This is a genomic window from Microbacterium sp. KHB019 (genome assembly GCF_037285405.1).
GTDB lineage: Bacteria > Actinomycetota > Actinomycetes > Actinomycetales > Microbacteriaceae > Microbacterium.
Genome location: NZ_JBBDHF010000001.1, coordinates 1,053,914 through 1,079,855 on the forward strand (window position 1 = coordinate 1,053,914; position 25,942 = coordinate 1,079,855).

General features: G+C 68.8%; 21 protein-coding genes and 1 riboswitch. Of the genes, 11 read left to right on the top strand and 10 right to left on the bottom strand.

Annotated elements, in window-relative coordinates; translation table 11 throughout:
- Positions 1-8: 8 nt before the first annotated feature.
- The 3 genes from hpaD to KHB019_RS05165 are packed head-to-tail and all read left to right on the top strand — an operon-like array spanning position 9 to position 2,754.
- On the top strand, positions 9-1,175 hold the full coding sequence (gene hpaD, locus KHB019_RS05155) for a 3,4-dihydroxyphenylacetate 2,3-dioxygenase (protein ID WP_325471251.1): 1,167 nt from the start codon (positions 9-11) through the stop codon (positions 1,173-1,175).
- Positions 1,172-1,960 (top strand): 2-keto-4-pentenoate hydratase, encoded by a 789-nt coding sequence (locus KHB019_RS05160; RefSeq protein ID WP_337458222.1) that lies wholly within the window; start codon positions 1,172-1,174, stop codon positions 1,958-1,960. Before hpaD ends, KHB019_RS05160 begins: the two co-directional genes overlap by 4 nt.
- Positions 1,945-2,754 carry an HpcH/HpaI aldolase family protein gene (locus KHB019_RS05165; RefSeq protein ID WP_337458223.1) on the top strand — a complete coding sequence of 270 codons (810 nt, stop codon included), beginning with the start codon at positions 1,945-1,947 and terminating at the stop codon, positions 2,752-2,754. Before KHB019_RS05160 ends, KHB019_RS05165 begins: the two co-directional genes overlap by 16 nt.
- Here KHB019_RS05165 and KHB019_RS05170 read toward each other — a convergent pair.
- The 6 genes from KHB019_RS05170 to KHB019_RS05195 are packed head-to-tail and all read right to left on the bottom strand — an operon-like array spanning position 2,748 to position 11,176.
- Positions 2,748-3,923: an ROK family transcriptional regulator gene (locus KHB019_RS05170; RefSeq protein WP_337458224.1), complete on the bottom strand. Its 1,176-nt coding sequence runs from the start codon at positions 3,921-3,923 to the stop codon at positions 2,748-2,750. The two genes, KHB019_RS05165 and KHB019_RS05170, sit on opposite strands and share 7 nt — an antisense overlap.
- Positions 3,924-3,958: 35 nt before the next feature.
- On the bottom strand, positions 3,959-5,536 hold the full coding sequence (locus KHB019_RS05175) for a glycoside hydrolase family 43 protein (protein WP_337458225.1): 1,578 nt from the start codon (positions 5,534-5,536) through the stop codon (positions 3,959-3,961).
- Complete coding sequence (locus tag KHB019_RS05180; protein ID WP_337458226.1) at positions 5,533-7,944, bottom strand: glycoside hydrolase family 3 N-terminal domain-containing protein; 2,412 nt, start codon at positions 7,942-7,944, stop codon at positions 5,533-5,535. Before KHB019_RS05180 ends, KHB019_RS05175 begins: the two co-directional genes overlap by 4 nt.
- A gap of 33 nt (positions 7,945-7,977) precedes the next feature.
- Positions 7,978-8,868 carry a carbohydrate ABC transporter permease gene (locus KHB019_RS05185; RefSeq protein WP_337458227.1) on the bottom strand — a complete coding sequence of 297 codons (891 nt, stop codon included), beginning with the start codon at positions 8,866-8,868 and terminating at the stop codon, positions 7,978-7,980.
- A complete protein-coding gene (locus KHB019_RS05190; protein ID WP_337458403.1) occupies positions 8,865-9,857 on the bottom strand; it encodes a carbohydrate ABC transporter permease in 993 nt (330 codons plus the stop codon). The genes KHB019_RS05185 and KHB019_RS05190 overlap by 4 nt, the downstream gene beginning before the upstream one ends.
- Before the next feature lie 26 nt (positions 9,858-9,883).
- Positions 9,884-11,176 (bottom strand): ABC transporter substrate-binding protein, encoded by a 1,293-nt coding sequence (locus KHB019_RS05195; RefSeq protein WP_337458228.1) that lies wholly within the window; start codon positions 11,174-11,176, stop codon positions 9,884-9,886.
- Positions 11,177-11,365: 189 nt separating this feature from the next.
- Between KHB019_RS05195 and KHB019_RS05200 the strand changes: the two genes are divergently transcribed.
- The 3 genes from KHB019_RS05200 (at position 11,366) to xylB (ending at position 15,067) form a co-directional block, all read left to right on the top strand.
- Positions 11,366-12,364: a LacI family DNA-binding transcriptional regulator gene (locus KHB019_RS05200; RefSeq protein ID WP_230102005.1), complete on the top strand. Its 999-nt coding sequence runs from the start codon at positions 11,366-11,368 to the stop codon at positions 12,362-12,364.
- 104 nt (positions 12,365-12,468) lie between these two features.
- Complete coding sequence (xylA, locus tag KHB019_RS05205; protein ID WP_337458229.1) at positions 12,469-13,656, top strand: xylose isomerase; 1,188 nt, start codon at positions 12,469-12,471, stop codon at positions 13,654-13,656.
- Between the two features lie 124 nt (positions 13,657-13,780).
- Positions 13,781-15,067 carry a xylulokinase gene (gene xylB, locus KHB019_RS05210; protein ID WP_337458230.1) on the top strand — a complete coding sequence of 429 codons (1,287 nt, stop codon included), beginning with the start codon at positions 13,781-13,783 and terminating at the stop codon, positions 15,065-15,067.
- Between the two features lie 26 nt (positions 15,068-15,093).
- Here xylB and KHB019_RS05215 read toward each other — a convergent pair whose 3' ends face one another.
- Together KHB019_RS05215 and KHB019_RS05220 are read right to left on the bottom strand one after the other, a co-directional pair.
- Entirely contained in the window at positions 15,094-16,347 is a 1,254-nt protein-coding gene (locus tag KHB019_RS05215; protein WP_337458231.1) for a D-arabinono-1,4-lactone oxidase, read from the bottom strand.
- Entirely contained in the window at positions 16,347-17,321 is a 975-nt protein-coding gene (locus KHB019_RS05220) for an aldose 1-epimerase family protein (RefSeq protein ID WP_337458232.1), read from the bottom strand. The genes KHB019_RS05215 and KHB019_RS05220 overlap by 1 nt, the downstream gene beginning before the upstream one ends.
- An 86-nt stretch (positions 17,322-17,407) precedes the next feature.
- On the opposite strand from KHB019_RS05220, the gene KHB019_RS05225 reads away from it, so the two are divergent.
- The 3 genes from KHB019_RS05225 to KHB019_RS05235 are packed head-to-tail and all read left to right on the top strand — an operon-like array spanning position 17,408 to position 19,985.
- Complete coding sequence (locus KHB019_RS05225; RefSeq protein ID WP_337458233.1) at positions 17,408-18,622, top strand: MFS transporter; 1,215 nt, start codon at positions 17,408-17,410, stop codon at positions 18,620-18,622.
- 22 nt (positions 18,623-18,644) lie between these two features.
- Entirely contained in the window at positions 18,645-19,364 is a 720-nt protein-coding gene (locus tag KHB019_RS05230; RefSeq protein ID WP_337458234.1) for a DUF6882 domain-containing protein, read from the top strand.
- A gap of 51 nt (positions 19,365-19,415) precedes the next feature.
- Positions 19,416-19,985 (top strand): hypothetical protein, encoded by a 570-nt coding sequence (locus tag KHB019_RS05235; protein WP_325471242.1) that lies wholly within the window; start codon positions 19,416-19,418, stop codon positions 19,983-19,985.
- A 49-nt stretch (positions 19,986-20,034) separates the two neighbouring features.
- Here the strand turns inward: KHB019_RS05235 and KHB019_RS05240 are convergent, their stop codons facing one another.
- Together KHB019_RS05240 and glyA are read right to left on the bottom strand one after the other, a co-directional pair.
- Positions 20,035-20,916, bottom strand: coding sequence for a bifunctional methylenetetrahydrofolate dehydrogenase/methenyltetrahydrofolate cyclohydrolase (locus KHB019_RS05240; protein ID WP_337458235.1), 882 nt, complete (start codon positions 20,914-20,916; stop codon positions 20,035-20,037).
- Positions 20,917-21,026: 110 nt separating this feature from the next.
- The gene (glyA, locus tag KHB019_RS05245) at positions 21,027-22,301 is read right to left on the bottom strand and encodes a serine hydroxymethyltransferase (protein ID WP_337458236.1); all 1,275 of its coding nucleotides are present in this window, start codon (positions 22,299-22,301) and stop codon (positions 21,027-21,029) included.
- Positions 22,302-22,342: 41 nt separating this feature from the next.
- A riboswitch (ZMP/ZTP riboswitch) is annotated at positions 22,343-22,426 on the bottom strand.
- Between the two features lie 37 nt (positions 22,427-22,463).
- On the opposite strand from glyA, the gene nagA reads away from it, so the two are divergent.
- Positions 22,464-23,630, top strand: a complete 1,167-nt coding sequence (gene nagA, locus KHB019_RS05250; RefSeq protein WP_325471239.1) for an N-acetylglucosamine-6-phosphate deacetylase — start codon at positions 22,464-22,466, stop codon at positions 23,628-23,630.
- A gap of 381 nt (positions 23,631-24,011) precedes the next feature.
- Positions 24,012-25,940 (top strand): sigma-70 family RNA polymerase sigma factor, encoded by a 1,929-nt coding sequence (locus tag KHB019_RS05255; protein ID WP_337458237.1) that lies wholly within the window; start codon positions 24,012-24,014, stop codon positions 25,938-25,940.
- Positions 25,941-25,942 lie beyond the last annotated feature (2 nt).

Sequence of the window (25,942 nt, forward strand, 5' to 3'; positions counted from 1 at the left end):
ACGCTGACATGACGAACCGTGCAGACATGACGCTCACCTCATCGGGCTACTACGTGAGCCAAGAGGCCCCGATCGAGACCGACAATCCGATCGCCACGCCCCAGGCGTCGCCGCCCGATATCCTCCGCTGCGCCTATATGGAGCTCGTGGTCACCGATCTCGCGGCATCCCGTCAGTTCTACGTCGACATCCTCGGGCTGTACGTCACCGAGGAGGACGACGAGGCGATCTACCTGCGATCGACGGAGGAGTTCATCCACCACAACCTCGTGCTGCGCAAAGGCCCGGTCGCCGCTGTCGCAGCGTTCTCGTACCGGGTGCGCACTCCGGAGGATCTCGACCTGGCCGTCGCCTTCTACGAGGAGCTCGGCTGCGACGTCCGCCGCAGCGCCGAAGGGTTCGTGAAGGGCATCGGCGACTCGGTGCGCGTGGTCGACCCGCTCGGCTTCCCGTACGAGTTCTTCTTCCAGGCCGACCACGTCGAGCGGATGTCGTGGCGCTATGACCTGCACGTCCCCGGCGAGCTCGTCCGCCTCGACCACTTCAACCAGGTCACCCCCGATGTGCCCCGAGCCGTGAAGTACATGCAGGATCTCGGCTTCCGCGTCACCGAGGACATCCAGGACGAAGAGGGCACCGTCTACGCCGCGTGGATGCGCCGCAAGCCCACCGTGCACGACACCGCGATGACCGGCGGCGACGGACCGCGGATGCACCACGTGTGCTTCGCGACGCACGAGAAGCACAACATCCTCGCCATCTGCGACAAGCTCGGGGCTCTCCGCCGCTCGGACGCGATCGAGCGAGGCCCAGGGCGCCACGGCGTCTCGAACGCGTTCTACCTGTACCTGCGCGACCCCGACGGGCACCGCGTCGAGGTGTACACGCAGGACTACTACACCGGCGACCCCGACAACCCCGTGGTCACCTGGGACGTGCACGACAACCAGCGCCGCGACTGGTGGGGCAACCCCGTCGTCCCGTCGTGGTACACCGAGGCGTCTCTCGTGCTCGACCTCGACGGCAACCCGCAGCCCGTTCACGCCCGCACCGACGACAGCGAGATGGCCGTGACGATCGGCGCCGACGGCTTCTCGTACACGCGCCGCGATGAGGGCGAGGAGTCGATGCCGGAGTACAAGCAGGGCGAGTACAAGCTCGGGAACCAACTGTGACGCTCACACCCGAGCAGCGCGAGCAGATCGCCGATGAGCTCGCCGATGCGGAGCACACGCACGCGGTGATCCCCCGGATCACGGCGCGGTACCCGGATGCCACGATCAACGACTCGTATGCCATCCAGGGCATATGGCGCGACAAGAACCTCGCTGCCGGGCGGACGCTCGTCGGTCGGAAGATCGGTCTGACCTCCAAGGCGATGCAGCAGGCAACCGGGATCACGGAGCCCGACTACGGCGTCATGTTCGACGACACCGTGTACGCGACGGGCTCCGAGATCCCGTTCGACGACTTCTCGAACGTGCGCATCGAGGTCGAACTCGCGTTCGTGCTCGCCCGGCCGCTCGAGGGCCCGGACTGCACGCTCGACGATGCCCTCGCCGCGATCGACTACGCCGTGCCCGCGCTGGAGGTGCTGAACTCCCACATCGAGCTCGAGGGCCGCACGATCGTCGACACGATCAGCGACAACGCCGCCTACGGCGCGATGGTGCTCGGCGACGTGCACCTGCGCCCCGACGAGATCGACCTGCGCTGGGTGCCCGGCGTGCTCGCGCGCAACGGCGAGATCGAGGAGACCGGCGTCGCACAGGGCGTCCTCGGCCACCCCGCGACCGGAGTCGCCTGGCTGGCGAACAAGTTCCACCAGCACGGCGCGCGGCTCGAGGCCGGCGAGATCATCCTGGCAGGATCGTTCACGAGACCGATGTGGGTGCACAAGGGCGATCTGGTGCGCTGCGACTACCGCGAGATGGGAGTCATCGAATGCCGTTTCGTCTAGAACCTGCGCCGTCGTTCCGCGACCGGCTGGCCTCCGCCTCGCGCGCGCAGGTCGGAGCGTGGATCTGCTCCGGCAGCCCGATCGCCGCCGAGATCATCGCCGGCTCCGGCCTCGACTGGACGCTGATCGACGGCGAGCACAGCCCGATCGGCCTGGAGTCGATCCTCGCCCTGCTGCAGGCCGTCGCGCCGTATCCGATCACCCCGGTGGTCCGGGTGCCGTCGGCGGATCCGGTCTGGATCAAACAGGTCCTCGACACGGGAGCGCAGAACCTGCTGGTGCCGATGGTGAACACCGCAGCGGATGCCGCAGCCGCCGTCGCCGCGACCCGCTACCCGCCGCGCGGCATCCGCGGAGTCGGCAGCGCGCTCGCGCGCGCCGGGCAGTTCAACCGGATCGAGAACTACCTGCACCGCGCGCACGAGATCACTTCGCTGAGCGTGCAGATCGAAACGGATGCCGCCGTGCAGAACGCCAGGTCGATCGCCGAGGTCGACGGGGTGGATGCCGTGTTCATCGGCCCGAGCGATCTCGCGGCGTCCATGGGGCTGCTCGGCCAGCAGGAGCATCCCGATGTGGTCGCCGCGGTAGAGCACACGATCGCCGAGGTGCGCGCGGTCGGCAAGCCGGCCGGCGTGAACGCCTTCAACCCGGACACCGCCCGTCGTTACCTCGACGCTGGAGCATCGTTCGCGCTGGTCGCCGCCGATGTTTCGATCCTGGCCCGTGCGACGGAGAAGCTCGCTGCCGACTGGATCCCCGAAGCCGATCCGACTCAGCGCGCCGGCTACTGAAGCCGGGAAGACAGCGGGTCGGCGAGCAGCTCGGCGAAGGCCGCTTCTGCTGCGCCGATGAGCAGGCGGTCCAGACCGAGCGCTGCCGAGGCGATCTCGAGGCCCTCAGCCGCGACGGCGAGAGAACGCTCACGAACGTCGGCGTCGAATCCCTCGGGGTCGCGGTCGCGCAGGATGCCGAGGAACCCGCCGAGCACGATCATCGACGGGTTCAGCGCGTTCACCGCGTTGCTGATCGTGGCCGCGAGCACTCGACGCTGACGCACCACCTCTTCGTCGGCGGTCGGGCCGGGGGCACCGGAGAGTGCCGCTGCGAGCGCGTCGTCATCACCGGCGACCAGCGTCGCCGCCGCCATGAGCCGGGCGCGATTGACCTCGTCCTCGAGCACACCGTCGTGAGTGCGGCGGTGCGCCTCGTTCGCGATGCCCGGCCTCGTCTGGCCCCACTCCCCTGCGTAGCCGCCGGCTCCGCGGATCAGGGTTCCGTCCAGGATCACCCCACCGCCGATACCGCTCGCGCCGCCGTTGAGGTAGACGACGTCGGTGTGCTCGCGCGCCGCTCCGAACAGGTGCTCGGCCCGCGCGCCGAGCGAAGCGTCGTTGTCGACGGTCACCGGCAGCCCGAGAGCCTCGGCGAGAGGCGTCGCGATGTCCTCGTCGCGCCAGCCCAGGTGCGGTGCGAGGCGCACGAGCCCGTCCGATGCTCGCACGAGACCCGGGACGGCGACACCGACACCGACGATCCGGCATCCGACGAGCTCCTCGCTCCGCCAGCGCGTGACGAGATCCGCGATCGTGGCGACCGCATCAGCGACAGCCGGCACGTCCGTGAGCTCGATCCGCGCGCGTGCCCGCAGACCGCCTCCGAGGCTGACCGCACCGATCTCGATCGCATCGACCTCCGGGTTGACGCCGATCGCCACCACATCCGCGCTGGCCGTGACCACGGGGCTCGGGCGGCCGACGCGCTTGTTCGCATCCGGTTCCTGCTCGGACACGAGCCCTCGCTCGGCGAGCGCCGTCACGAGATCGGCGACCGTCGATCTGTTGAGCCCCGTCTCTGCCGTGAGGAGCGAGCGCGAGCGCGGACCGTGTCGGTGGACCAACCGCAGCACCTCGCCCAGGTTCGTGCGGCGCACCGCTTCGACGGCAGTCGCGCGTTCCTTCATCGATGGCTCGTTCCTGTGGGCTGCGGCGGGTGCACTCAGGCTATCGGCACGGCGGTGGCATCTCTGCGCGGCTCGTAACGGAATTCGTCGATCCGCACCGTGCCGCTCGGCGGCAGGCCGTCACTGGTCGCGAAGACTCCCAGCCAGACGCCGAGGAAACCACCGGTGGAAGACGCGTCGAGCTCGCGCCCGTCGACAGCGGCGAGCACCTCGCCACCGGCGACGAGCTCGTAGGAGTAGCCCCGCACGCGCACACCGAGATGCACGGAATCCGTCGCGTCGTCGACCTGCTCGGCGAGCACCGTGTCCACTCCGCCACGGCGATGCATCGCCCGAACCACGAGCCCCTCAGCCGTCCTGGCCACGTGAACGGTGGCGTGATCCTGCTCCGATTGCCGGACGATGAGGCCGGCCCGCTCGCCGTCGGCGAGTGCTGCTAAGTCGAGGATGCCTGTCACGTCGACCTGGGCGTGCTGCTGTCGGATGCCGAGGAAGGCGACCGTACCGGCATCCGCCGGCGTCTCACCGCGGACGGGAAGCACCCACGACCCGTGCGCATCCGCGGTCGCGATGTCGTTCGGCAGAGCGCGCAACGACGTCCATCGCGCATCGCCCGGTTCGACGACGCCGGGCCGCCGGTCGTCCGGCTGCCAGCTCCCCGCGGGGGCCGCGGCATCCGCCCAGGGGATCTCGATGCTGTCGGGCAGTCGGCCGAGCCCCGGCGCGAAGACCGGCCAGCCGTCCTCCCACGCGATCGGGCACAGGAACGTCTCCCGTCCGAGCGGATAGTGATGCCCGTCGGCAGCCCGCATGGCGAGCATGACCGCGTGCCATGATCCGTCCGGCGCCTCGACGAGGTCGGCGTGACCGGCGCCGATGACGTCCACGCCTCGCCCGAGGTGACGATGCGTGAACACCGGATTGGACCGCGTGCCCTCGTACGGCCCGGTGACCGAGTCCGCCCGTGCGACGCTCACGGCGTGGTGGAACTCCGTACCCCCCTCGGCTGCGATCAGGTACCAGCGCCCGTCGATCCGGTACAGATGCGGGCCCTCGGCCCAGACCGCTCCGTGCACGGCGCCCCGCCAGATGACGTGCTCGTCGCCGACCAGGGCGTGTTCGTCGCGCGAGTACTCGCGCACCCAGACCTCCGTCTGGTCGTGCCACTGCGGGTCGCCGGCCAGACGGGTTCCGTGCATCCACACCCTGCCGTCCTCGTCGAACGCGAGGGACGGATCGATCCCGTCGGCATCCATCCGGATCGGGTCGCTCCACGGGCCCGCAGGATCGACGGCGGTGATCACGAAGTTCCCGCCGCGGGTCGCGTCCGTCGGGTCGACCAGCGTGCAGACGATCCAGAACCGTTCCCCGTCGTGCCGGATCGTCGGCGCGTAGAGCCCTCCGGACGACGGGATGCCACGGTAGTCCAGCATCCCCGAGCGATCGATGGCGTGGCCGATCGTCTCCCAGCGCACGAGGTCGCGGGAGCGCATGACGGGCAGCCCCGGCAGGTACTCGAACGTCGAGGTGACCAGGAAGTAGTCATCTCCGACCCGGCAGATCGACGGGTCGGGGTGGCACCCGGGGAGGATCGGATTGGACGCTCTGATCATCCCTGAACGACCTCGACGATCCGCGCGTCTCCGGCCGTGACCTCATGCACATCGCCCGTGAGCACCACGGTCCGTCGGGGCGTGGCCGTGCCGGGGACCTCGCGGTGGTCACGGCCGCGCGAGTTCGAGATCACGCCGCCGGTCGCGGCATCCATCTCCGTCGTGGACGACGCGGCGGCGGCGTGCGAGGCGACCCACACGTCGATGTCGCCTGGTTCGACGATCTTCACTCCGCGGCGATCCGTGAACGCCAACCGCGTGGTCGGCACCTCGAACCTCACGCGGCGCGACTCCCCCGCAGCCAGCCTCACGCGCGCATAGCCGAGCAGCTGAGCCACGGGCCGGGTGACCGAGGCGACGCGGTCGCGTGCGTACAGCTGGACGACGTCCGTACCGGGCCGGTCGCCCGTGTTGCTGACCGTGACCGACGCGGTGAACCGTCCGCCGGTGCCCGTGCGCTCGTCGACGGCCAGGTCGTCGTACGCGAAGGAGGTGTATGAGAGCCCGAAACCGAAGGGCCGCGCGGGAGTCGAGTCCGCCGAGGTGACATCCGACGCCCCGCCGAGGATCGGGTGCAGGTAGGTGTACGGCTGCGCTCCGGCCGACCGGGGAAGACTCACGGGGAGCCGTCCGGACGGGGACGCCTCACCGGTCAGGATCGCGGCGATCGCACGGCCGCCCTCCTCCCCGGGGAAGAACGACTGCAGCACGGCCGCCGGGCGGGCGGGCTTGTCGTCCAGCGCCCAGCCGATCGCGTACGGCCGACCGGTGAGCATGACCATGACGACCGGCGTTCCGGTCGCGACCAGACGCTCGACGAGCTCCCGCTGCACGCCGGGAAGCTCGAGCGAGTCGACGTCGTTGCCCTCGCCGACGGTTCCGCGGCCGAAGAGTCCCGCCTGGTCGCCGATGACGACGATCGCGACATCGGCGGAAGCAGCCGCAGCGGCTGCCTCATCGAACCCCGATCGGTCGTCTCCCTCGACGTCGCAGCCTCGAGCGACGACGACGTCCGCGCCTGGCAGCGCTTCGACGAGCGCCTCGCGGACGCTGGGAATCTCGAACCCGACCTCGTACCCGGGGTGGTGCGCAAGCACATGATTGGCGAACGAGTAGCAGCCCTGCAGAGCCTCGGCACGGTCGGCGTTCGGACCGATCAGCGCGATGCGGTTCGCGGACGCGGCGAGCGGGAGCACGGGGCCCGACCCCGCAATCGGGTCGTTGGACAGGAGCACGATGGACTCCTCCGCCAACAGGCGTGCGACTGCGCGGTGACGCGGGCTGTCGAGGTCGACGTCCTGCGGCGGCTGCCCCTCGAAGGCGTCCTCGTCGAGCAGACCGAGCTCTTCCTTCTGCTTCAGCACGCGGATCACCGCGCGGTCGAGGTACGCCTCGTCCAGCATCCCTGATCGCACGCGATCGACGAGCGGCGCCAGATACGCGTCCCCCGACGGCAGTTCGACGTCGATCCCGGCCGTCAACGCCAGTTGGGCCGCCTCGCCGCGGTCGGCCGCGACGGCGTGCATGGCTTCCAGGAACGCGACGGCGAAGTAGTCGGCGACGACCACGCCGTCGAATCCGAGCTGCTCGCGCAGGAGTCCCGTCAGCAGCGCCGGGTCGGAGGCGACGGGCACCCCGTCGATCTCGGCGTAGCTGTTCATGACGCTCCGGACCTCGCCGTCGCGGATCGCCATCTCGAACGGCGGCAGGAAGATGTCGGCCACCTCGCGCGGTCCGGCCGAGACGGGCGCGTGGTTGCGGCCGGCGCGCGAGCCGGAGTATCCGAGGAAGTGCTTGAGCGTGGCGTGCACCCCTGTGGACTGGAGACCCCGCACATACGCCGTTCCGACTGTTCCGACCAGGTAGGGGTCTTCGCCGATGCATTCATCGACGCGACCCCAGCGCGGATCGCGGATCACGTCGAGCACAGGAGCGAGCCCCTGATGGATGCCGAGATCGCGCATCGACTCTCCGATCAGCGACCCCATCTCGGCGACGAGCTCCTGATCGAACGAGGCGCCCCACGCGAGCGGCGTGGGGAAGGATGCGGCCTTCCAGGCGGCGAGCCCCGTGAGGCACTCCTCGTGCACGAGCGCCGGGATGCCGAGCCGGGTCTCACGCTTCAGACGTCGCTGCTCCTCCCACAGCCAGGCGGCGCGCTCCGCAGGCTCGACCGGGCGGGTGCCGTACACCCGCGTGTAGTGCCCGATGCCGTCCCTGGTGATGTCGGCGAGCGTCTCGCCTGCGCCGGTGCGACCCATCTCGTTCTGCATCGGGGCGACGACCTCACCGCCCTGATCCAGCCAGTAGCCCACGAGCTGGGCGGCCTTCTCCTCCAGCGTCATGCGCGCGAGCAGCTCGCTCACCCGCGGTGAAGCGGCCGGGAAGGCGGGGATGTCCGCGGACATGGGGGTCTCCGTCGAAAGTGCGTTGGTCACAGATCAGCCCTTCACAGCGCCGGTGAGGCCGCCGACGATGCGGCGTTCGAAAAGGCTGAAGAAGATCAGCGCCGGCAGCATCGACAGCGACGTGTACGCGAGCACACGCGCGGTGTCGACCGAGTACTGCGAGGCGAAGTTCTGCACGCCGAGGGGAAGAGTGAACAGGCCGGGGTCGCTGAGGATGAACAGCGGCAGCATGTACCCGTTCCATGAGCCCACGAAGGCGAGGATGCCGACGGTGACGACCCCTGGGAGGCTCAGCGGGATCACCATCCGCCAGAAGAACCCGAGCCGGGATGCTCCGTCGATGGCCGCCGCCTCTTCCAACTCCTTCGGGATCGCCCGGAGGAACGGCACGAGGATGATGATCGTCGTGGGAAGCGCGAACGCGATCTGCGGCAGGATGATCCCGGCCAGGCTGTTCACCAGGCCGAGGTTGCGGATGAGCAGGTACAGCGGCGTGATCGCCACCGTGATCGGGAACATCAGTCCTGCGGCGAACAGCGCGTACATGACGCCCCGACCGCCGAAGTCGTATCGCGCGATCACATAGCTCGCCATCAGGCCGAGGAGGACCGCGCCCGCCGTTGTGCCCACCGCCGCGATGGTGGAGTTCAGCATCGCGCTCCAGAACTCGGAGCTCGCCAGCACGTCGCCGTAGTTGGCCACCTCCCACGGAGTGGGGAAGCCCGATGGGTCCACGGTGATCTGCGCGTTCGTGCGGAACCCGCCGATGATGATGTACAGCACAGGGGTGATGCAGATCGTGATCAGCACGATCGCGATGAGGTACACGCCTGGACTGCCCCAACGCACCTGGGGGGCACGGCGCCGGCCGTCGGGGCGCTTCGGCTGGATCACGAGCGACGTGCTCAGGCTGTCGGTCGTCATGAGCGCTTCCTTCCGCTTGCGCCGGTGACAGCGCCCTCCGTGTCGCGCCGCAGGACGAAGCGCTGGTAGACGAGTGCGATGACGAGGGAGATCAGGAACAGCATGACGGCGACCGCGTTGCCGAAGCCGTAGCTGCCGGCCAGGTGCCCGTTCTGATACATGTACGTCGCCATCGTCGATGTGCCGGCGGTCGCGGCGATGTACTGGCCCCAGATGATGTTGACGAGGTCGAACAGCTGCAGCGATCCGATGATCGACAGGAAGGCCCAGATGCGGATGGTCGGTCCCAGCAGCGGCAGCGTGATGCTCCACTGGATCTTCCAGAAGCCGGCGCCGTCGATGGCGGCAGCCTCGTACAGCTCCTCCGGGATCGACTGCATGCCGGCGAGCATGAGGATCACGGCGAAGCCGATGTACTTCCACGTGATGATGACCATGAGCGTCCACATCGCGATGGACGGATCGGCGAGCCAGGACTGCTGGAGCACGCCGAGGCCCCATTTCTCGAGAAGGGAGTTCAGCGCTCCTGCGTCCTGCATCATCAGGCTCCACCCGATGCCGACGATGACCTCGGAGATCACGTACGGCATGAAGATCAGCACGCGGATCAGCGAGCGACCGCGGATCTTCTGGTTCAGCAGCAGGGCGAACAGGATGGCGATCGGGCCCTGCATGACGAGCGAGAGGACCACGATGATGAAGTTGTGCAGCACGGCGTCGCGGAACGACTCGTCCTGCCAGATCAGGAGGTAGTTGTTCAAGCCGACGAACTCGGTCGGCCAGCCGAAGCCGTTCCATTTGAAGAAGCCGTAGAACGCGGCCATCGCCACCGGGAAGATCACGAAGCCGACGAACATCAGCAGCGCAGGTCCGGAAAGCAGCGCTATCTCACCGCGCTTGCGCCAGTCGACGCGCGGGCGGCGGCGCACCGGGGCTGGCGTGTCGCCGGCCCCGGTGCGGACGTTGCTCTCAGGCACGGCAGCCGCCATCACCTGGGTCTCTGTCATCGCCCGTCTCAGCCCCTCGCCGAGGCGTCGGTGATCTTCGACACGAGCTTCTCGGGAGAGCCCTGGCCCGCGAGCAGCTCGACGACGCCCGTGTTCAGCGCGTTGCCGACGTTCTGGCCGAGTGCGGTGTCCAGCCACAGCGCCACGTACGGCGCCTTGCTGTAGGCCTCCATCAGCGGCGTGAGCGACGGGTCGGTCACGGCACCGGTGGCGTCCTGCGATGCGGGGATCGTCTGGAACGCGACGGCGTACTTCTCCTGCCACTCCTTCGACGAGATGAAGTTGAGGAACTGCTCGCAGGCCTCAGGCGAATCGATCGAGCAGGAGTAGCCGTCGACGCCGCCCATCATGGCGCCGGGGGTTCCGTTGCCGCCGTCGACCTCGGGGAACGGGAACCAGCCCAGATCAGGCAGCGGCTTCTCGTCCGGCGTCAGACCGGCGATGACTCCGACGTCCCAGGCGCCCATGAGCTCCATGGCCGCCTTGTGGTTGGCGACGAGGCCGGCCGAGGAGTTCGCGCCCTCCTGCGCGGAGGTGGTCAGGAATCCGCTGTTGAAGGGCTCTGTGGCCACGAAGTCCGCGAGGTTGTCCGCCGCGGTGAGCCAGCATTCGTCGCTGAAGTCCGGGTTGGTCGCGAGGTTCGAGATGATGTCCTCGTCGCAGGCGCGGACCGCGAAGAAGTAGTACCAGTGCGCAGCCGGCCAGGCGTCCTTGGCGCCGAGGGCGATGGGTGCGATGCCCGCGTCCTTCAGCTTATCGACGGCCTCTCCCAGCTCGTCGATCGTCGTCGGCTCCGCGGTGATGCCGGCCTGCTCGAAGAGATCCTTGCTGTAGAAGATTCCACCGGGCAGCACAGCGCTGGGCATCCCGTAGATCTTGCCGTCGACGGTGAAGGCGCTGAACGGCGCGTCGCCGAACGCGGTCTTGACGTCGTCGTCGATCAGGTCGGTCAGGTCCTTGACCTTGCCTGCCCCGACGATGTCCGCGAGCTTGCCTCCACCGCGCGCCATGAAGATGTCCGGCATGTCTCCGGAGTTGACGGCGGTCTGCAGCTTGCCGTCCATGTCCTCGTTCTGGATCGACGTGACCTTGATCGTCACCTCGGGGTTCTCCTCGTGGAAGGCCGCCGCGGCGTCTTCCCAGTACTGCTTGCCTGGGCCGGTGGTCGAGTTGTGCCACATCGTGAGCGTGGTCTCGCCGCCATCTCCTGCGTCGCCTGATCCGCCGGAACAGGCGGTCAGCCCTACTGCCATCAGGGCTGCGACGGCTGCCGCTGCGGCCCGTGCATTGCGCGTCTTCATTGCCGTGTCTCCTCTTCATCGAGTGATTGCACCGCTGCGTCGAGCGGTGGGATGCGGCGGAGGGAGGGTGCCCCACTGCCAATTTGTTGCCAGCAACACCAATATGCTGTGCGCCAACTCTGACACCAGATCCCGGCGCGTGTCAATCGATATCGATAACGTTTTCTACGATCCCGATATCATGATGCCATGAACCGTCGGACCACGATCAACGATGTCGCTCTCGCTGCCGGAGTCTCGGTCGCGACCGTGTCCAAGGCGATCAACGGCCGATACGGCGTCTCCCCCGAGACGCTGTCCCACGTAATGGGGATCGTGGAGGACCTCGGATACGAGAGTTCGATCGTCGCGACATCCATGCGTCGGCGCAGCACGAACGTCATCGGCGTGCTCGTCGCCGAGTTCGAGCCGTTCGCCCTGCAGCTGCTGCGCGGCGTCTCCACCGCTCTCGAGACGACCGATTACGACGTGCTCGCCTACGCCGGAAGCGTCTCAGCCGGCGAGCACCTGGGCTGGGAGCGGCGGTCGCTTTCGCGGCTGGGCGGAACACTGATCGACGGCGCGATCCTCGTGACGCCGACGACCACCCCCACCCAGACGTCGGTGCCCATCGTGGCGGTCGACCCTCATGTCGGCGCCGCCGACGCCGCCACCGTGACCGTGGCCAACGTCGAGGGGGCGCAGGCGGCCACCGAGCACCTCATCTCCCTCGGGCACCGCCGCATCGCGCACCTGCGCGGACGCACCGACCTGGAATCCGCCAGGGAGCGCGAGCAGGGCTACCGCAGTGCGCTCGAGGCAGCCGGCATCCCCTTCGACCCCACCCTGGTCGTCGACGGCAGCTATCGCGCCGCCGACTCGACGGCCGGAGCGAACGCCATCCTCGACCTCGCGGACACACCGACCGCCGTCTTCGCGGCGAACGACCTCTCCGCCATCGAGATGATGCGGGTCGCCGCCGAACGGGGGCTGCGTGTGCCCTCCGACCTGTCGGTCGTCGGCTTCGACGACATCCTCGACGCGGGATCGCACGTGCCGCAGCTGACCACGGTGCGCCAGCCCCTTCCCGAAATGGGGACGGCAGCGGTTCGGATGCTGCTCGATGTGCTGCAGGGCCACGATCCCGAGCCGATCCGGATGCCCACGACGCTCGTGGTGCGCGAATCCACCGCACCGCCGCACGCCTGACGTCTCGCTTCTGGCGCGCCGCGACGCGATTGCGGACGCTCGGCGGATGCTATATGTTGTGTTTCACAACTTATATTCGTCCATCCGCTTGCAGAGGAGCAGCCATGCCCACCCCCACCCGCGAAGACAAGTTCTCCTTCGGTCTCTGGACGATCGGGTACAACGGCACCGACCCGTTCGGCGGCCCGACCCGCCCCGCCATGGACGTCGTGCACGCTGTCGAGAAGCTCGCCGAGCTCGGCGCGTACGGCCTGACGTTCCACGACGACGATCTGTTCGCCTTCGGGTCGTCCGACACCGAGCGACAGAACCAGATCGACCGGCTGAAGGGCGCTCTGGCCGACACCGGCCTCATCGTCCCGATGGTCACCACGAACCTGTTCAGCGCCCCCGTGTTCAAGGACGGCGGCTTCACCTCCAATGACCGGGATGTGCGCCGCTACGCGCTGCGCAAGGTGTTCCGTCAGCTCGACCTCGGTGCAGAGCTGGGCGCCAAGACGTTCGTCATGTGGGGCGGCCGCGAGGGCGCCGAGTACGACTCGGCAAAGGACATCCGCGCGGCGCTCGAGCGCTACCGCGAGGCCGTGAACCTCCTCGGCGACTACGTCACCGACAAGGGATATGACATCCGCTTCGCGATCGAGCCCAAGCCCAACGAGCCGCGCGGCGACATCCTGCTGCCCACGCTCGGCCACGCGATCGCGTTCATCGACTCGCTTGAGCGGCCCGAACTCGTCGGACTCAACCCCGAGGTCGGGCACGAGCAGATGGCGGGCCTGAACTTCGCCGCCGGCATCGCCCAGGCGCTGTACCACGGCAAGCTCTTCCACATCGATCTGAACGGCCAGCGCGGCATCAAGTACGACCAGGACCTCGTCTTCGGCCACGGCGATCTGCACAACGCATTCGCGCTCGTCGACCTGCTCGAGAACGGCGGCCCCGGCGGGGTCCCGGCGTACGAGGGCCCGCGTCACTTCGATTACAAGCCGAGCCGCACCGAAGACGAGAAGGGCGTGTGGGACTCGGCTGCTGCGAACATGCGCACCTACCTGCTGCTCAAGGAGCGTGCAGCGGCCTTCCGCGCCGACCCCGAGGTGCAGGAGGCGCTGGCGGCAGCCAAGGTCGACGAGCTCTCGACGCCGACACTGAACCCCGGTGAGTCGTACGACGACTTCCTCGCCGACCGCAGCGCGTTCGAGGACTTCGACGCCGACGCGTACCTGGGTGGCAAGGGCTTCGGCTTCGTGCGCCTGCAGCAGCTCGCCACCGAGCACCTCCTCGGCGCACGCTGACCCGACCGCCCTCCTCTTCGTCGAGACCCCGTCTTCGCGTCGAGACCCCGTCGTGCAGACGTCACGAAGACGGGGTGTCGACGATACGACGGGGTCTCGGCAATGCGATGAAAGGATGCCGAACATGACACTCGTGATGGGCGTCGACAGCTCGACCCAGTCCTGCAAGGTCGTCGTCGTGGACACCGCCTCCGGCGCGATCGTGCGCACAGGTCGCGCGTCGCATCCTGACGGGACATCGGTCGACCCCGAGACGTGGTGGGAGGCGCTGCAGGCGGCGATCGCGGATGCCGGAGGCCTGACCGACATCGCGGCCTGGGCGATCGGCGGGCAGCAGCACGGGATGGTCGCCCTCGACGCAGACGGTCGCGTGATCCGCGACGCTCTGCTCTGGAACGACACCCGGTCAGCGGATGCCGCGGCCGATCTCATCGCGGAGTTCGGAGCGGAGCAGCTCGCCGCGCGCACCGGGCTCGTGCCGGTGGCATCCTTCACGATCACCAAGCTCCGCTGGCTGCGCGACACCGAACCAGAGAACGCCGCCCGCGTCGCGGCCGTAGCACTCCCCCACGACTGGCTGACCTGGCGCCTGCGCGGATTCGGACCCGACAACCCCGTCCTCGACGAGCTCGTCACCGACCGTTCGGACGCCTCGGGAACCGGCTACTGGAACCCCTCCACCGGCGAGTACGACCGTGAGCTGCTGATCACGGCGCTCGGGCACGACGCGATCCTCCCTCGGGTGCTCGGACACGACGAGAGCGTGCGCGACGCGGATGGCCGCCTGGTCGGCGCCGGAGCCGGCGACAACGCCGGAGCCGCTCTCGGTCTCGGAGCAGAGCCCGGCGACGTGGTCGTGTCGATCGGCACCTCGGGCACCGTCTTCGCAGTGAGCGACAGGCCGGTGACCGACCCGACGGGCACAGTCGCCGGGTTCGCGGATGCGACCGGCAACTTCCTGCCCCTGGTCGCAACACTCAACGCCGCGCGCGTGCTGAGCGCGACGGCATCCCTGCTCGGCGTCGAACTCGACGAGCTCAGTGAACTCGCACTGCAGGCGGAATCCGGAGCCGGCGGGCTCACCCTCGTGCCCTACTTCGAGGGCGAGCGCACCCCGAATCTGCCTGATGCCACGGCCGAGCTCACGGGCATGACGCTGTCCTCGACGACCAGGCCGAACCTCGCACGCGCCGCCGTCGAGGGGATGCTGCGCGGACTCGGCGCCGGAATGCAGGCGCTCCGCGACCTCGGCATCCCCCTCGAGCGAGCCATGCTGATCGGCGGCGGTGCGCAGTCCGAAGCCGTGCGCCGGATCGCCCCCGACGTGCTCGGTGTGCCCGTCGAGGTGCCGGAGCCGGCCGAGTACGTGGCGCTGGGCGCCGCACGGCAGGCCGCGGCCCTCACCAGCTAGAGGCAGACCCACTGGAGACGCACTCTCTAGAGGCCGAACCGCTCCAGGTAGTCGTTCACGAACTTCCGCTCGGGGTCCAGGCGATCCCGCAGCTGCGCGAAGTCGTCCCACCGCGGGTAGCGGGCACGGACCTCGTCGCCCGGAAGCGTGAACACTTTGCCCCAGTGCGGACGAGCGGACGACGGCAGCGCAGCCTCCAGCTCGGGCAGGAGGGCCCGGACGGACGGCTCGTCGGGTCGCCAGGTGAAGTGCAGGCCGACGGCATCCGTGCCGTATGACGAGCTCAGCCAGAGGTCATCCTCCTGTACCGTTCGGATCTCGTTCACGAGCAGCAGCGGCGCGATCCGGTCGGCCATGGCCCGCACGGCCTCGATCGCGGCGACGGCATCCGCGCGCGGCACGAGGTATTCGCTCTGGATCTCGGCGCCGGCCGAGGGCGTGAAGTCCATACGGAAATGCGGGAGGCGCAGGAACCAGGGTCCCGGGACGCCGTCCTGCTCGGTGGCAGCCTCGGCGGGCTCGGAGAGGATCGGATGCCGCCGGTGCGTGGCCGCTGCGGCCGAGAGGCGCGCCATCACGGCCTCGCGTTCGTCGCGCGTGGCATCGGGCTGGGCCTGTTTGACCCAGATCTGATCGGCGTCATCGGTGCGCTGCCAGGTCGAGAAGATGCTGACGCTCGTTCCGGCACTGGTGACGACGTCGAGGTCCTCGAGGACGGCGTCCCAGCGCGGATGCTCGAACACGTGCTGCGCGTACGGCACGGAGGGCTGCAGGTCGAGGGTGACGTCGAGCACGGCGCCGAGCGCGCCGAGCGAGACGACGACGCCGTCGAAGTCCGCCTCCCCGCGCGTGACGGTGCGAACGCCGCCGTCGGCGGTCAAGAGCGAGACGGCGCGGACGGCGCTCGCGAGCGATCCGGTGCGGTCGCCGGATCCGTGCGTTCCGGTGGCAACGGCGCCCGCGATCGAGATGTGCGGAAGCGACGCGAGATTGGCGAGTGCGAGCCCCTGCGCCTCGAGAACCGGCGCGAGGTCGCCGTAGCGCAGGGCGCCTGCGACGCGCACAGCATCCCGCGCCTCGGTCACCTCGATCACCGGGGGCAGGCCGGCGAGACTGAGCTGCGTGCCCGCTGTGTCGGCGATGTCGTTGAAGCAGTGCCGCGTGCCGAGGACACGGATCGAGCGGCTGCGGGCGATCAGCTCGCGCGCCTCGTCGACGGAGGCGGGCTCGGCGAGTTCCGCTGCCCGGTAGGTGAGGTTGCCCGCCCAGTTCTTGCGCATCACAGTCCGTTCAGGAGGTTCGATTCAGATCGCGCTGGTCCGTCGATGGCACTGATCCGCCAGGAGGCGTAGTGCTCGTCGCCCGGCGCGAGCGTCACCAGGTCGACACCGGAGTTGAAGGCATCCGGCGGGCAGGTCATCGGCTCGACGGCGAGCCCTGCGCGGTGGGCTGCGGGCAACGTCGGGTTGTCGGCCGTGTGGATCTGCACCCATGGGCAGCCCCGGTCCCAGCTCATCGACACGCCGGTGCCGTCGGATGCCGTCACCCGCACCTCGGCGAGGTCATCCGTGCGGTCGAGTCCGGTGAAGGCGTGGTCGATGAAGACGTCCTGGATCGGCCGCGGCATCCGGAAGTCCCACTCGGGGTGCGCGTCGACCGGCTCGACGCCGGTGGGGATCAGTCGGTCTTCGGTGACCGTCAGGACCTCGGATGCCGGCAGCAGAAGCGTCCAGTCGTCCACGTTCCCCGGCCCGCCGACGAGGTACGGATGCGGGCCGGTGCCCCAGGGCGCGGCATCCGCCCCGAGGTTGCGGGCAGTCACGGTCTGCGAGAGACCGTCGTCGTCGAGGCGGTACTCGACCTCCACTTCGACGCGGAACGGATAACCCGTCTGAGGTTCGATCGTCGCCGCGAGAACGACGCGGTCGGGTTCGACCGTGCTGTCGAGAGTCGTGCGCACGGCGAAGTCGGCCCAGCCGAGCAGCCCGTGCAGGGCGTGGCCGCGTTCGGGCTCGGTCAGCGGCAGTTGCAGCTCGACATCGCCGAGGCGATAGCGGCCGTCGACGATGCGGTTGGGCCAGGGCGCCAGCGTCGCGCCCCGGTACGCCGGACGGACCTCGTCGGCGTCGAACGGCACGACGAGATCGCGGCCGCGGTGGCGCAGCGCTCGGAGGGTGGCGCCGACAGTGGCGATCTCGGCCTGGTAGTCGTGGTGGGAGAGGGCCAACTGGCGGCCGGATCGCGGGGTCATCATCGTCTGCGAGTCTATGGCGCGGTACCCCCGGCCGCGTCCCCCGGCGCCGGGGAAGGGGGTGAAAAGATATCTGAATGCTCGGCGCGATGCAGGACTCAGGATTCCGGTGGTTCTTCATCGCCCGTGCGATCACGCTGATCACCGGATCGATGTCGTCGATCGCGCTCGCCTTCGCAGTCCTGCAGGTCGACAACGAGGCCCTCTCGCTCTCGTACGTCCTCACCGCGTTCACGGTCGCGAACATCGTCTTCGTGCTGTTCGGCGGAGTCGTGGCCGACCGGCTCCCCCGGGCCCTGATCATCCAGAGCTGCTACGTGCTCGACATCCTGTCGATGGGCACCGTCGCCGCTCTCCTGTTCACCCAGACCGCCACGATCCCGCTCCTCGTCGGCCTGGCTGCGGTGAACGGAGCATCCACGGCCTTCGTGCTGCCGGCGATGCAGGGCATCATCCCGCAGCTGACCAAGCCGGAGCACCTGCAGCAGGCCAACGCGATGCTGTCGTTCGTGCGATCGGCGGTGACCATCGGCGGGCCGGTCATCGCCGGCGTCCTCGTCGCGACAGCGGGTCCGGCGTGGGCGATGGTGGTCCAGGTCGGCGGATGGGTCGTCGCGATCCCGGTGCTGGCACTCGTGAAGCTGCCGCCACCGCCGCGCAACGAGGGCTCGACATTCCTTCGGGACCTCCGCACCGGCTGGGACGAGTTCCGCAGCCGCACCTGGCTCTGGGTGATCGTCCTGGCCTTCATGATCATGAACGCGATCCACGTCGGCGCGTGGGGCGTCGCAGGCCCCTACATCGCGAAGAACGACGACCGGCTGGGGATCACCGGCTGGGGATGGGTCGTCAGCGCCGAGGGCATCGGCGTGCTGCTGATGACCGTCGTTCTCATGCGGTTCCCGCTGCGCCGGCCGCTTCGGCTCGGCATGATCGGGATGGCCTTCTTCGCCGTGCCGCTCACCATGCTCGGCATCCACCCGGCCGTCGTGCTCCTCGCGATCGCCGCGCTGATCGCGGGTGCCGGTGCCGAGGTCTTCAGCACAGGCTGGAACGTCACCCTCATGGAGAACGTGCCCACCGACAAGCTCTCGCGCGTCTCCAGCTACGACATGCTCGGCAGCTTCGTGGTGATGCCGATCGGCACCCTCATCTACGGATGGCTCATCACCCACGCGGACGTCGGCGTCGTCCTGGTGACCTCCGGCGTGCTCTACGCGGCGTGCGCCGTGGCCACGCTCGCCGTGCCCAGCGTGTGGCGGATGGGAAGGAGGGCCCACACGGTGGAGGTGGCGGACTCATAGGATCTGCGGCCAGACTGTTCGCATGACCTTCGCAGCACTCCAGCCACTCGCCGATCGCGCCGCCCTGTTCGCCGCACTGCGCCAGGACGCGCTCACCGACGCCGTCGACGCCCTCGGCGAGCACCGCTGGGATGCTGACATGGATGCAGGGACCCTGACCTTCAGTTCGGCAGTGGACCCGACGCGCACCATCGTCACCCGCCCGCACCTGATCGCGACGATCGCACCAGGGCCGCGCTCGATGCTCTGGGCATGGGCGCACCCGCAGGGCGACCCGCAGGGTGTCGCGGCGCAGTTGCGCGACTACGGCACCCAGTACGGACTCGAGGAGCTGGCGCAGGCTGAAGTGTCGTTCCCCGCCGACATCGGCGACGACCTCGAGACCTGGATCGCGAACACCGCGCATCAGATCGGCACGATCGCGGTCGAGATCACCGGTCGTTCTCCGTACTACTCGGCACCGATCGGCGGCGGCACGCGCGCTGTGTTCCTGCTCGACGCACCGATCGCGCAGACGACGGTCGCCGAGGCCGTGACCAAGGCACCCCGGCTGCTGTCGTCGCTCGACCTCGGCGACGCCCGCTCCTCGGTATGGGATGCCGCACGCCTGGCCGGCTGGAACATGGAGTGGACTGACGAGGCGTTCACCGGCGCCACGATCAGCGACTCTTCCGGCTCCGCTACTTTCCGATTCGACGAGCAGGCGCGCATCACGGGCATCGAAGGCAGCCTCGGCGGCTGAGTCCATCCGACTCGGGTGCCCCGATCGGCACGCGTGTGCAAGGCTGATCGCATGAAGAACTGGCTGATCCGCGCAGCATCGCTGTACGTCTTCAATGTCGTCGTCCTGCTGCTGATCGGACTGCTCATGCGCAGCGTCAGCGTGGGCTGGAACGCGCTGTGGGCGTCCGTCATCCTCACACTCGCGACACTGGCCCTGAAGCCCGCACTGCTGAAGGCGTTCCGCGGTGCCGCTGCCAGGTCGGCTGACACCCGCACGCGGGTAGGCGAGAAGGTCGTCCAGTACGTGCTCGTCTTCGTCGTCGAGCTCATCGTCTGGGTGCTCACGGTTCTGCTCAGCGGAGTCGACGTCAGCGGCTGGTTCTGGGGTTACGTGCTGCCGCCGATCTACTTGCTGATCGCTTGGGTCGTCTACGACCAGATCGACGACAGGATCGAGGCCAAGACCGGCGAGGTCATCGGCTCGGTCTCGTCTCGCATCAAGCGATCGGATGCTGCGGCATCCGCCCCGTCGTCGGGCGCAGCATCGTCGACCTCGACCTCGCCCGAATCGAAGATCGGGCGCGACGAGCTGAACGACGGGCTGACGCCCGAGCAGCGCCGGATGCTCGACGAGCTGTAGCCCGTCCTCGTCCGCGAGTCGTTGAACGAGCGGAGCGAGACGAAACGCGTCAGCCGGCCAACCGCTCCGCGGCCTCGACGACGTTCGTCAGAAGCAGCGCGACGGTCATCGGACCGACCCCACCGGGGTTCGGCGAGATGAAGCCGGCGACCTCGGCGACATCAGGATGCACATCCCCGAAGACCCTGCTCTTGCCGGTCTCCGGGTCGTCCTCACGCGTGACGCCGACGTCGAGCACAGCAGCGCCCGGCTTGACGTCCTCGGCGCGGATCAGGTGCTTGACGCCCGCTCCGGCGACGATCACGTCGGCCTGACGCAGGTACGGGCTCATGTCCGGCGTTCCCGTGTGCACCTGAGTGACGGTCGCGTTGATGTCGCGACGGGTCAGCAGCAGGCCCATAGGGCGTCCGATCGTCACGCCGCGACCGACGACGACGACGTGCTTGCCCTTCAGGTCGTAGTCGTTGCGCAGCAGCAGCTCGATCACGCCACGCGGTGTGCACGGCAGCGGCGTGTGGATCGGCGCGTTGACGTTCAGCACGAGGCGACCGAGGTTGGTCGGGTGCAGACCGTCGGCATCCTTGGCCGGATCGATGCGCTCGAGGATCGCGTCGGTGTCGATGTGCTTCGGAAGCGGCAGCTGCACGATGTACCCGTGGCAGTCGGGGTCGGCGTTGAGCTCGTCGATCAGGTCCTCGACCTCGGCCTGCGTCGCATCAGCCGGCAGCTCGCGCTGGATGGAGTTCATCCCGATCGCCTCGGACTGGCGGTGCTTCATCCCGACATACAGCTGAGACGCCGGGTCCGCCCCGACGAGCACTGTGGCGATGCCGGGGATGGTCCCCCGCGCACGCAGCGCCGCGACGCGCTCTGCGAGCTCGCTCTTGATCTCCGCCGCCGCGGCCTTGCCGTCGAGTATCTGCGCGGTCATGTCAGGCTCCTTCCGTTCGCCGAAAAACCATGTGCCGACTGAGACACCATCTCTCACGTGGTTTCTCAGGCGCGACGTGGTTTCTCGCTCGCGTGTATGCGATGAGAGGGTTACTGGTGCAGGTCGGGGTACAGGGGGAACGCCTCGGCGAGGCGCACCACTCGGGCCTTCAGGGCAGCCGTGTCAGCGCCCGGCAGCAGCGCGAGCGCGATGATGTCCGCGACCTCGGTGAACTCGGCATCCCCGAACCCTCGGGTGGCGAGCGCTGCGGTGCCGATGCGCAGGCCGGAGGTGACCATCGGCGGGCGAGGGTCGTTCGGGACCGCGTTGCGGTTGACCGTGATCTGGATGTCGTGCAGCAGATCCTCGGCCTGCTTGCCGTCGATCGCGGCATCCCGCAGGTCGACGAGGACGAGGTGGACGTCCGTGCCGCCGGAGCGCACCGCGATGCCCGCGTCCGCGACATCCTGCTGGGTGAGACGGTCGGCGAGGATGCTCGCGCCGGAGAGCGTGCGCACCTGACGGTCCTTGAACTCGGGCGTCGCTGCGAGCTTGAACGCCGTGGCCTTGGCGGCGATCACGTGCATGAGCGGCCCGCCCTGCTGGCCGGGGAAGACGGCGGAGTTGATCTTCTTCGCGATCTCGGGGTCGTTCGAGAGGATGAAGCCCGAGCGGGGCCCGCCGATCGTCTTGTGCACGGTCGACGAGACGACGTGCGCGTGCGGGACGGGGTTCGGGTGGAGGCCGGCTGCGACGAGCCCGGCGAAGTGCGCCATGTCGACCCACAGGTACGCGCCGACCTCGTCGGCGATCGCGCGGAAGGCGGCGAAGTCGAGCTGACGCGGGTACGCCGACCAGCCGGCGACGATGACCTTCGGCTTGTGCTCGAGCGCGAGGCGGCGCACCTCGTCCATGTCGACGAGCGAGGTCTCGGGGTCTACGCCGTAGGCGACGATGTCGTACAGGCGGCCGGAGAAGTTGATCTTCATGCCGTGCGTGAGGTGTCCGCCGTGGTCGAGCGAGAGGCCGAGCAGCGTGTCGCCGGGGCGGGCGATGGCGTGCATGACGGCTGCGTTGGCGGTGGCGCCGGAGTGCGGCTGGACGTTCGCGAACTCGGCTCCGAACAGCGACTTCACGCGCTCGATGGCCAGGGATTCCGCGATGTCGACCTCTTCGCAGCCGCCGTAGTAGCGACGGCCGGGGTAGCCCTCGGCGTACTTGTTGGTGAGCACGGAGCCCTGCGACTGCAGCACCGAGACGGGTACGAAGTTCTCGGACGCGATCATCTCGAGGAACGTGCGCTGACGGTTCAGCTCGCGGTCGAGGACCTCGGCGATTTCGGGATCGACCTCGGAGAGCGGGGCGTTGAAGTACGGATCAGTCATGTCCTCTTCTTTCGTTGCGGAAGCTGCCATCGGGAATGGATGTCATCGGCCCAGGCGCGCGGTCGAATTCCGTAACGGTCGCTCCCCGGTGGTGACCCACCCAGACGCCAGTCGCGACCGTTCGAGCATAGCGGACTCCCCCGTGCGCGGTAGGTTTTGTTCATGGTCTCAACCGTCATCCACTCGGCTCGGCTCATCAGCGACGGCGCGGAGACGGCGGACGCCTGGGTCCGTTTCGACGACGGCGTGGTCACTGCCGTCGGCACTGGTGCCGTCCGGCCGGATGCCGACACCGTGCTGGATGCGACCGTCATCGCCGGCGCGGGCGCCGTTCTCGCGCCGGGGTTCATCGACATCCACGGTCACGGCGGAGGCGGCGTCTCCTTCGATGACGGCACGTCGTTCGATGAGACCGTCACCGCGATCCGCACCGCGCGCGACCTGCATCGCGCCCATGGCACGACGCGCGCCGTGGTCTCGCTCGTGACCGCGCCACTGGACGACCTGGCGCGGAGGGTCGGCGAGATCGCCGATCTCATGCAGACGGATGCCGACATTCTCGGCTCGCACCTGGAGGGCCCGTTCCTCGACCCGGCGCATCACGGCGCTCACGAGCCGTCGCTGCTGCGCGAGCCGGTTGCGGCCGACGTGCAGCGGCTGCTCGACGCCGGGCGCGGCACGGTGCGACAGGTCACTATCGCCCCGGAGCTGCCTGGCGGCATCGACGCCATCAGAATGATCGTCGCGTCGGGTGCTGCCGCTGCCGTCGGCCACACGAGCGCGGATGCCGCGCTGGCCGCCGCCGCGTTCGACGCTGGCGCCACGATCCTCACGCATGCGTTCAACGCGATGCCGGGCATCCATCACCGCGCACCGGGGCCCGTCCTCACCGCGGCCGCCGATCACCGCGTGGTGCTGGAGGGGATCGCCGACAACATCCATCTGAACCCGATGGTCATCAAGCTGCTGTTCGATTCCGCACCCGGGCGTGTGGCGCTGGTGACGGATGCCATGGCAGCGGCCGGCAGTGCAGACGGACGGTACGACCTCGGTGCAGTCAGAGTGACGGTGACAGACGGGGTCGCCCGAGCGGACGAAACCGGCTCGATAGCCGGATCCACGCTCACACAGGACGTCGCGCTGCAACGGGCGGTCCAGGCCGGCGTCCCGCTGGTCGAGTCGGTGCGCGCGCTCACCTCGACCCCGGCGAGGGCGATCGGACTCGACTCCCAGCTCGGGAAGTTGGCTCCCGGGTTCCTCGGCGACGCCGTGCTGCTCGACGAGAACCTGCAGATGAGGCATGTGCAGACCGGAGCGCGCATCCGCTGAACCGCGCCCGCTGCTTCGGTTCGCAGGGGACAGACGGGGGCCGCCGCAGCGGCGGCCCCCGGCGTTCCTCCGATCGAGAGCGGGCGGGCCCAGGCGCTCCTCCCCCGAGGCTCCCGAGCCCGCCCGACCGGCACGATCCCCCTCGCACCGATGCCCGAACTCCCCCTCCCCCGGTGAAATTCGCGGCTGTCTCTACTGATGAGACGTCGCGCAACGCAGATCATTACGCGGAACCCGAGATTCTTCTGACGGGCTGTATGCGAGTTCTCCACAGGGGTGGCCTCACTCAGCTTTTCGAGAGACAATGGCTCGGGCGCGTCGAGAGGAACCAGTTCACGCGCTTGTTCATGTGGAGGCACATCCTCGCCCCACGACCAATGGATGACTGTGCACAACGACTTCGAGACAGGCCAGACAGCCGACGCAGATCTGATCCTGCGCACGCGCTCCGGCGACGCAGACGCGTTCAGCGAACTGTGGCGCCGTCATTACCCATCGGGCATCGCCGTCGCGCGATCCATCACGTCGAGCATCGACCCCGACGACCTCGTCCAAGAGGCGTTCGCACGCATCTTCCAGGCCGTCGTCCGCGGCGGCGGGCCGAACGGCTCCTTCCGCGCATACCTGTTCACGAGCATCCGCAACACGGCGGCTGCCTGGGGCCGCGCCCGCCGTGAGACCCCGATCGACGAGCTCGAATCCATCGTCGACCCGGACAGCACCGAGCAGGCTGCGGATGAGGCCCTCGATCGCAGCCTCACCGCTCATGCCTTCCGCGGACTGCCGACGCGCTGGCAGGAAGTGCTCTGGTACACCGAGATCGAGCAGATGAAGCCCGCCGAGGTCGCCCCGCTGCTCGGGATGAGGGCCGGCGCGGTGTCTCAGCTCGCGTTCCGCGCCCGCGAGGGCCTGCGCGAAGCCTGGATCCAGGCGCACGTTCGCAGCACGGCATCCGACTCCGAATGCCACTGGACGATCGCGCACCTCGGCGCCCATTCCCGTGGCAACCTCAGCACGCGCGATCAGAAGCGGCTCGACGCGCACCTCGACGACTGCGCCCGGTGCATCATCGTCGCCGGTGAGGTCAAGGACGTCTCCAGCAGACTCGCGCTCGTCCTCCTCCCCCTGGTCCTCGGCGTCACGGGGGCCGCCGGGTACACCGCGCTGCTCCAGCAGGGCAGGATTCCGACCATCGCCGTCGCGGGGATGCCGTCGGACGTCGTCTCCGGTGCTGTCGCCGCGACCGGCATCGGCGCACCGAGCGGCCTCGCGGGAACGACGCTCGGCGGGTCAGGTGCAGCCGCCGGTTCGACATCGGGTGCGGCTCCCGGCGGCGCCATCTCGGGGATCGGCGCACTGGTCGGCGCCGGCTCAGCAGCCCTCGTCGTCGCGGGTGTCGTCGCGGCAGCGACCATCGTCCCCGGGCTCGTCAGCGCCAGCCCGGTGACCTCGCTCCCCAGCGCAGGAGACGCGGACGGTTCGTCGATCTCGTCCGAGCTCGTCCCCGGCAACGACATCGAGGCGGACGAGATGCTCGTCCTCGAGCTCCCAGCGCCCGACGACAGCGACGATGATGTGGCGCCGCGGAAGGCGCCGCCGCCTGTCACCGCGCCGGAGGAGGCAGCGCCTCCCGCAGCGAGCACGCCGGTGAGTGATGAGAAGCCCGCAGGCGGAGCAGGTGGCGACGGAAGCGAGTCCACCGAGCCGCCGTCGACACCCGAGCCGGAGCCAGAACCCGAGCCGCAGGTGCCGGACGGATCTCCAGAATTGGGTTCTGCCACTCAGACGTGCACCGGCGATGACGGTCTGGTGACCCAGTACTCCGTGCCGCTCTCCGGAGCTCCCAACGCGACCGTCCGCGTCGTGGTCGAAGGCGCCGCCGGCGCGGATGCCGGTGTTTACCGCACCGTTCTCTCGGCGCAGGGCGCCGGCACAGTCGATCTGAGGCCGACGGACGCGCAGGTTCAGGATGCAGCGCAGATCGACGTCTCGCTCGGATACATCCTGGGTGACAGCAACGGAGAGCAGAAGGTCATCGCGTTGGCCGCGCTTTATGCCGGCCCGACGTGCCAGGAACTGGCTGATGCTGCTGCGGACGAACCTGCGCTGGAAGAGCCGTCCGACGTCGCGCCTCCGACCGACGGCGCCGCGGCTGACGACGCACTGACCGGTGAGGCTCCATCAAGCCCCGAATCGACGGAGGACGCGTCGACAGAGGAGAGTCTTCTCACCCCGGCACCGGTTGAGGACACCGCCGCAGACCTCCTCGCGCTGGCTACGCCGAACGAGGCCCTCGCCCCCGCCGAATAGAC

What these genes read in the sequence shown, in the direction of transcription:
- KHB019_RS05240 (WP_337458235.1), bottom strand. Translation starts at nt 20,916, where the DNA reads ATGACCGCGCAGATACTCGACGGCAAGGCCGCGGCGGCGGAGATCAAG.
- glyA (WP_337458236.1), bottom strand. Translation starts at nt 22,301, where the DNA reads ATGACTGATCCGTACTTCAACGCCCCGCTCTCCGAGGTCGATCCCGAA.
- KHB019_RS05170 (WP_337458224.1), bottom strand. Translation starts at nt 3,923, where the DNA reads ATGAAGGAACGCGCGACTGCCGTCGAAGCGGTGCGCCGCACGAACCTG.
- nagA (WP_325471239.1), top strand. Translation starts at nt 22,464, where the DNA reads ATGGTCTCAACCGTCATCCACTCGGCTCGGCTCATCAGCGACGGCGCG.
- KHB019_RS05180 (WP_337458226.1), bottom strand. Translation starts at nt 7,944, where the DNA reads ATGTCCGCGGACATCCCCGCCTTCCCGGCCGCTTCACCGCGGGTGAGC.
- KHB019_RS05235 (WP_325471242.1), top strand. Translation starts at nt 19,416, where the DNA reads ATGAAGAACTGGCTGATCCGCGCAGCATCGCTGTACGTCTTCAATGTC.
- KHB019_RS05220 (WP_337458232.1), bottom strand. Translation starts at nt 17,321, where the DNA reads ATGATGACCCCGCGATCCGGCCGCCAGTTGGCCCTCTCCCACCACGAC.
- KHB019_RS05175 (WP_337458225.1), bottom strand. Translation starts at nt 5,536, where the DNA reads ATGATCAGAGCGTCCAATCCGATCCTCCCCGGGTGCCACCCCGACCCG.
- hpaD (WP_325471251.1), top strand. Translation starts at nt 9, where the DNA reads ATGACGAACCGTGCAGACATGACGCTCACCTCATCGGGCTACTACGTG.
- KHB019_RS05255 (WP_337458237.1), top strand. Translation starts at nt 24,012, where the DNA reads ATGACTGTGCACAACGACTTCGAGACAGGCCAGACAGCCGACGCAGAT.
- KHB019_RS05165 (WP_337458223.1), top strand. Translation starts at nt 1,945, where the DNA reads ATGCCGTTTCGTCTAGAACCTGCGCCGTCGTTCCGCGACCGGCTGGCC.
- KHB019_RS05215 (WP_337458231.1), bottom strand. Translation starts at nt 16,347, where the DNA reads ATGCGCAAGAACTGGGCGGGCAACCTCACCTACCGGGCAGCGGAACTC.
- KHB019_RS05230 (WP_337458234.1), top strand. Translation starts at nt 18,645, where the DNA reads ATGACCTTCGCAGCACTCCAGCCACTCGCCGATCGCGCCGCCCTGTTC.
- xylA (WP_337458229.1), top strand. Translation starts at nt 12,469, where the DNA reads ATGCCCACCCCCACCCGCGAAGACAAGTTCTCCTTCGGTCTCTGGACG.
- KHB019_RS05185 (WP_337458227.1), bottom strand. Translation starts at nt 8,868, where the DNA reads ATGACGACCGACAGCCTGAGCACGTCGCTCGTGATCCAGCCGAAGCGC.
- xylB (WP_337458230.1), top strand. Translation starts at nt 13,781, where the DNA reads ATGACACTCGTGATGGGCGTCGACAGCTCGACCCAGTCCTGCAAGGTC.
- KHB019_RS05190 (WP_337458403.1), bottom strand. Translation starts at nt 9,857, where the DNA reads ATGGCGGCTGCCGTGCCTGAGAGCAACGTCCGCACCGGGGCCGGCGAC.
- KHB019_RS05195 (WP_337458228.1), bottom strand. Translation starts at nt 11,176, where the DNA reads ATGAAGACGCGCAATGCACGGGCCGCAGCGGCAGCCGTCGCAGCCCTG.
- KHB019_RS05200 (WP_230102005.1), top strand. Translation starts at nt 11,366, where the DNA reads ATGAACCGTCGGACCACGATCAACGATGTCGCTCTCGCTGCCGGAGTC.
- KHB019_RS05225 (WP_337458233.1), top strand. Translation starts at nt 17,408, where the DNA reads ATGCAGGACTCAGGATTCCGGTGGTTCTTCATCGCCCGTGCGATCACG.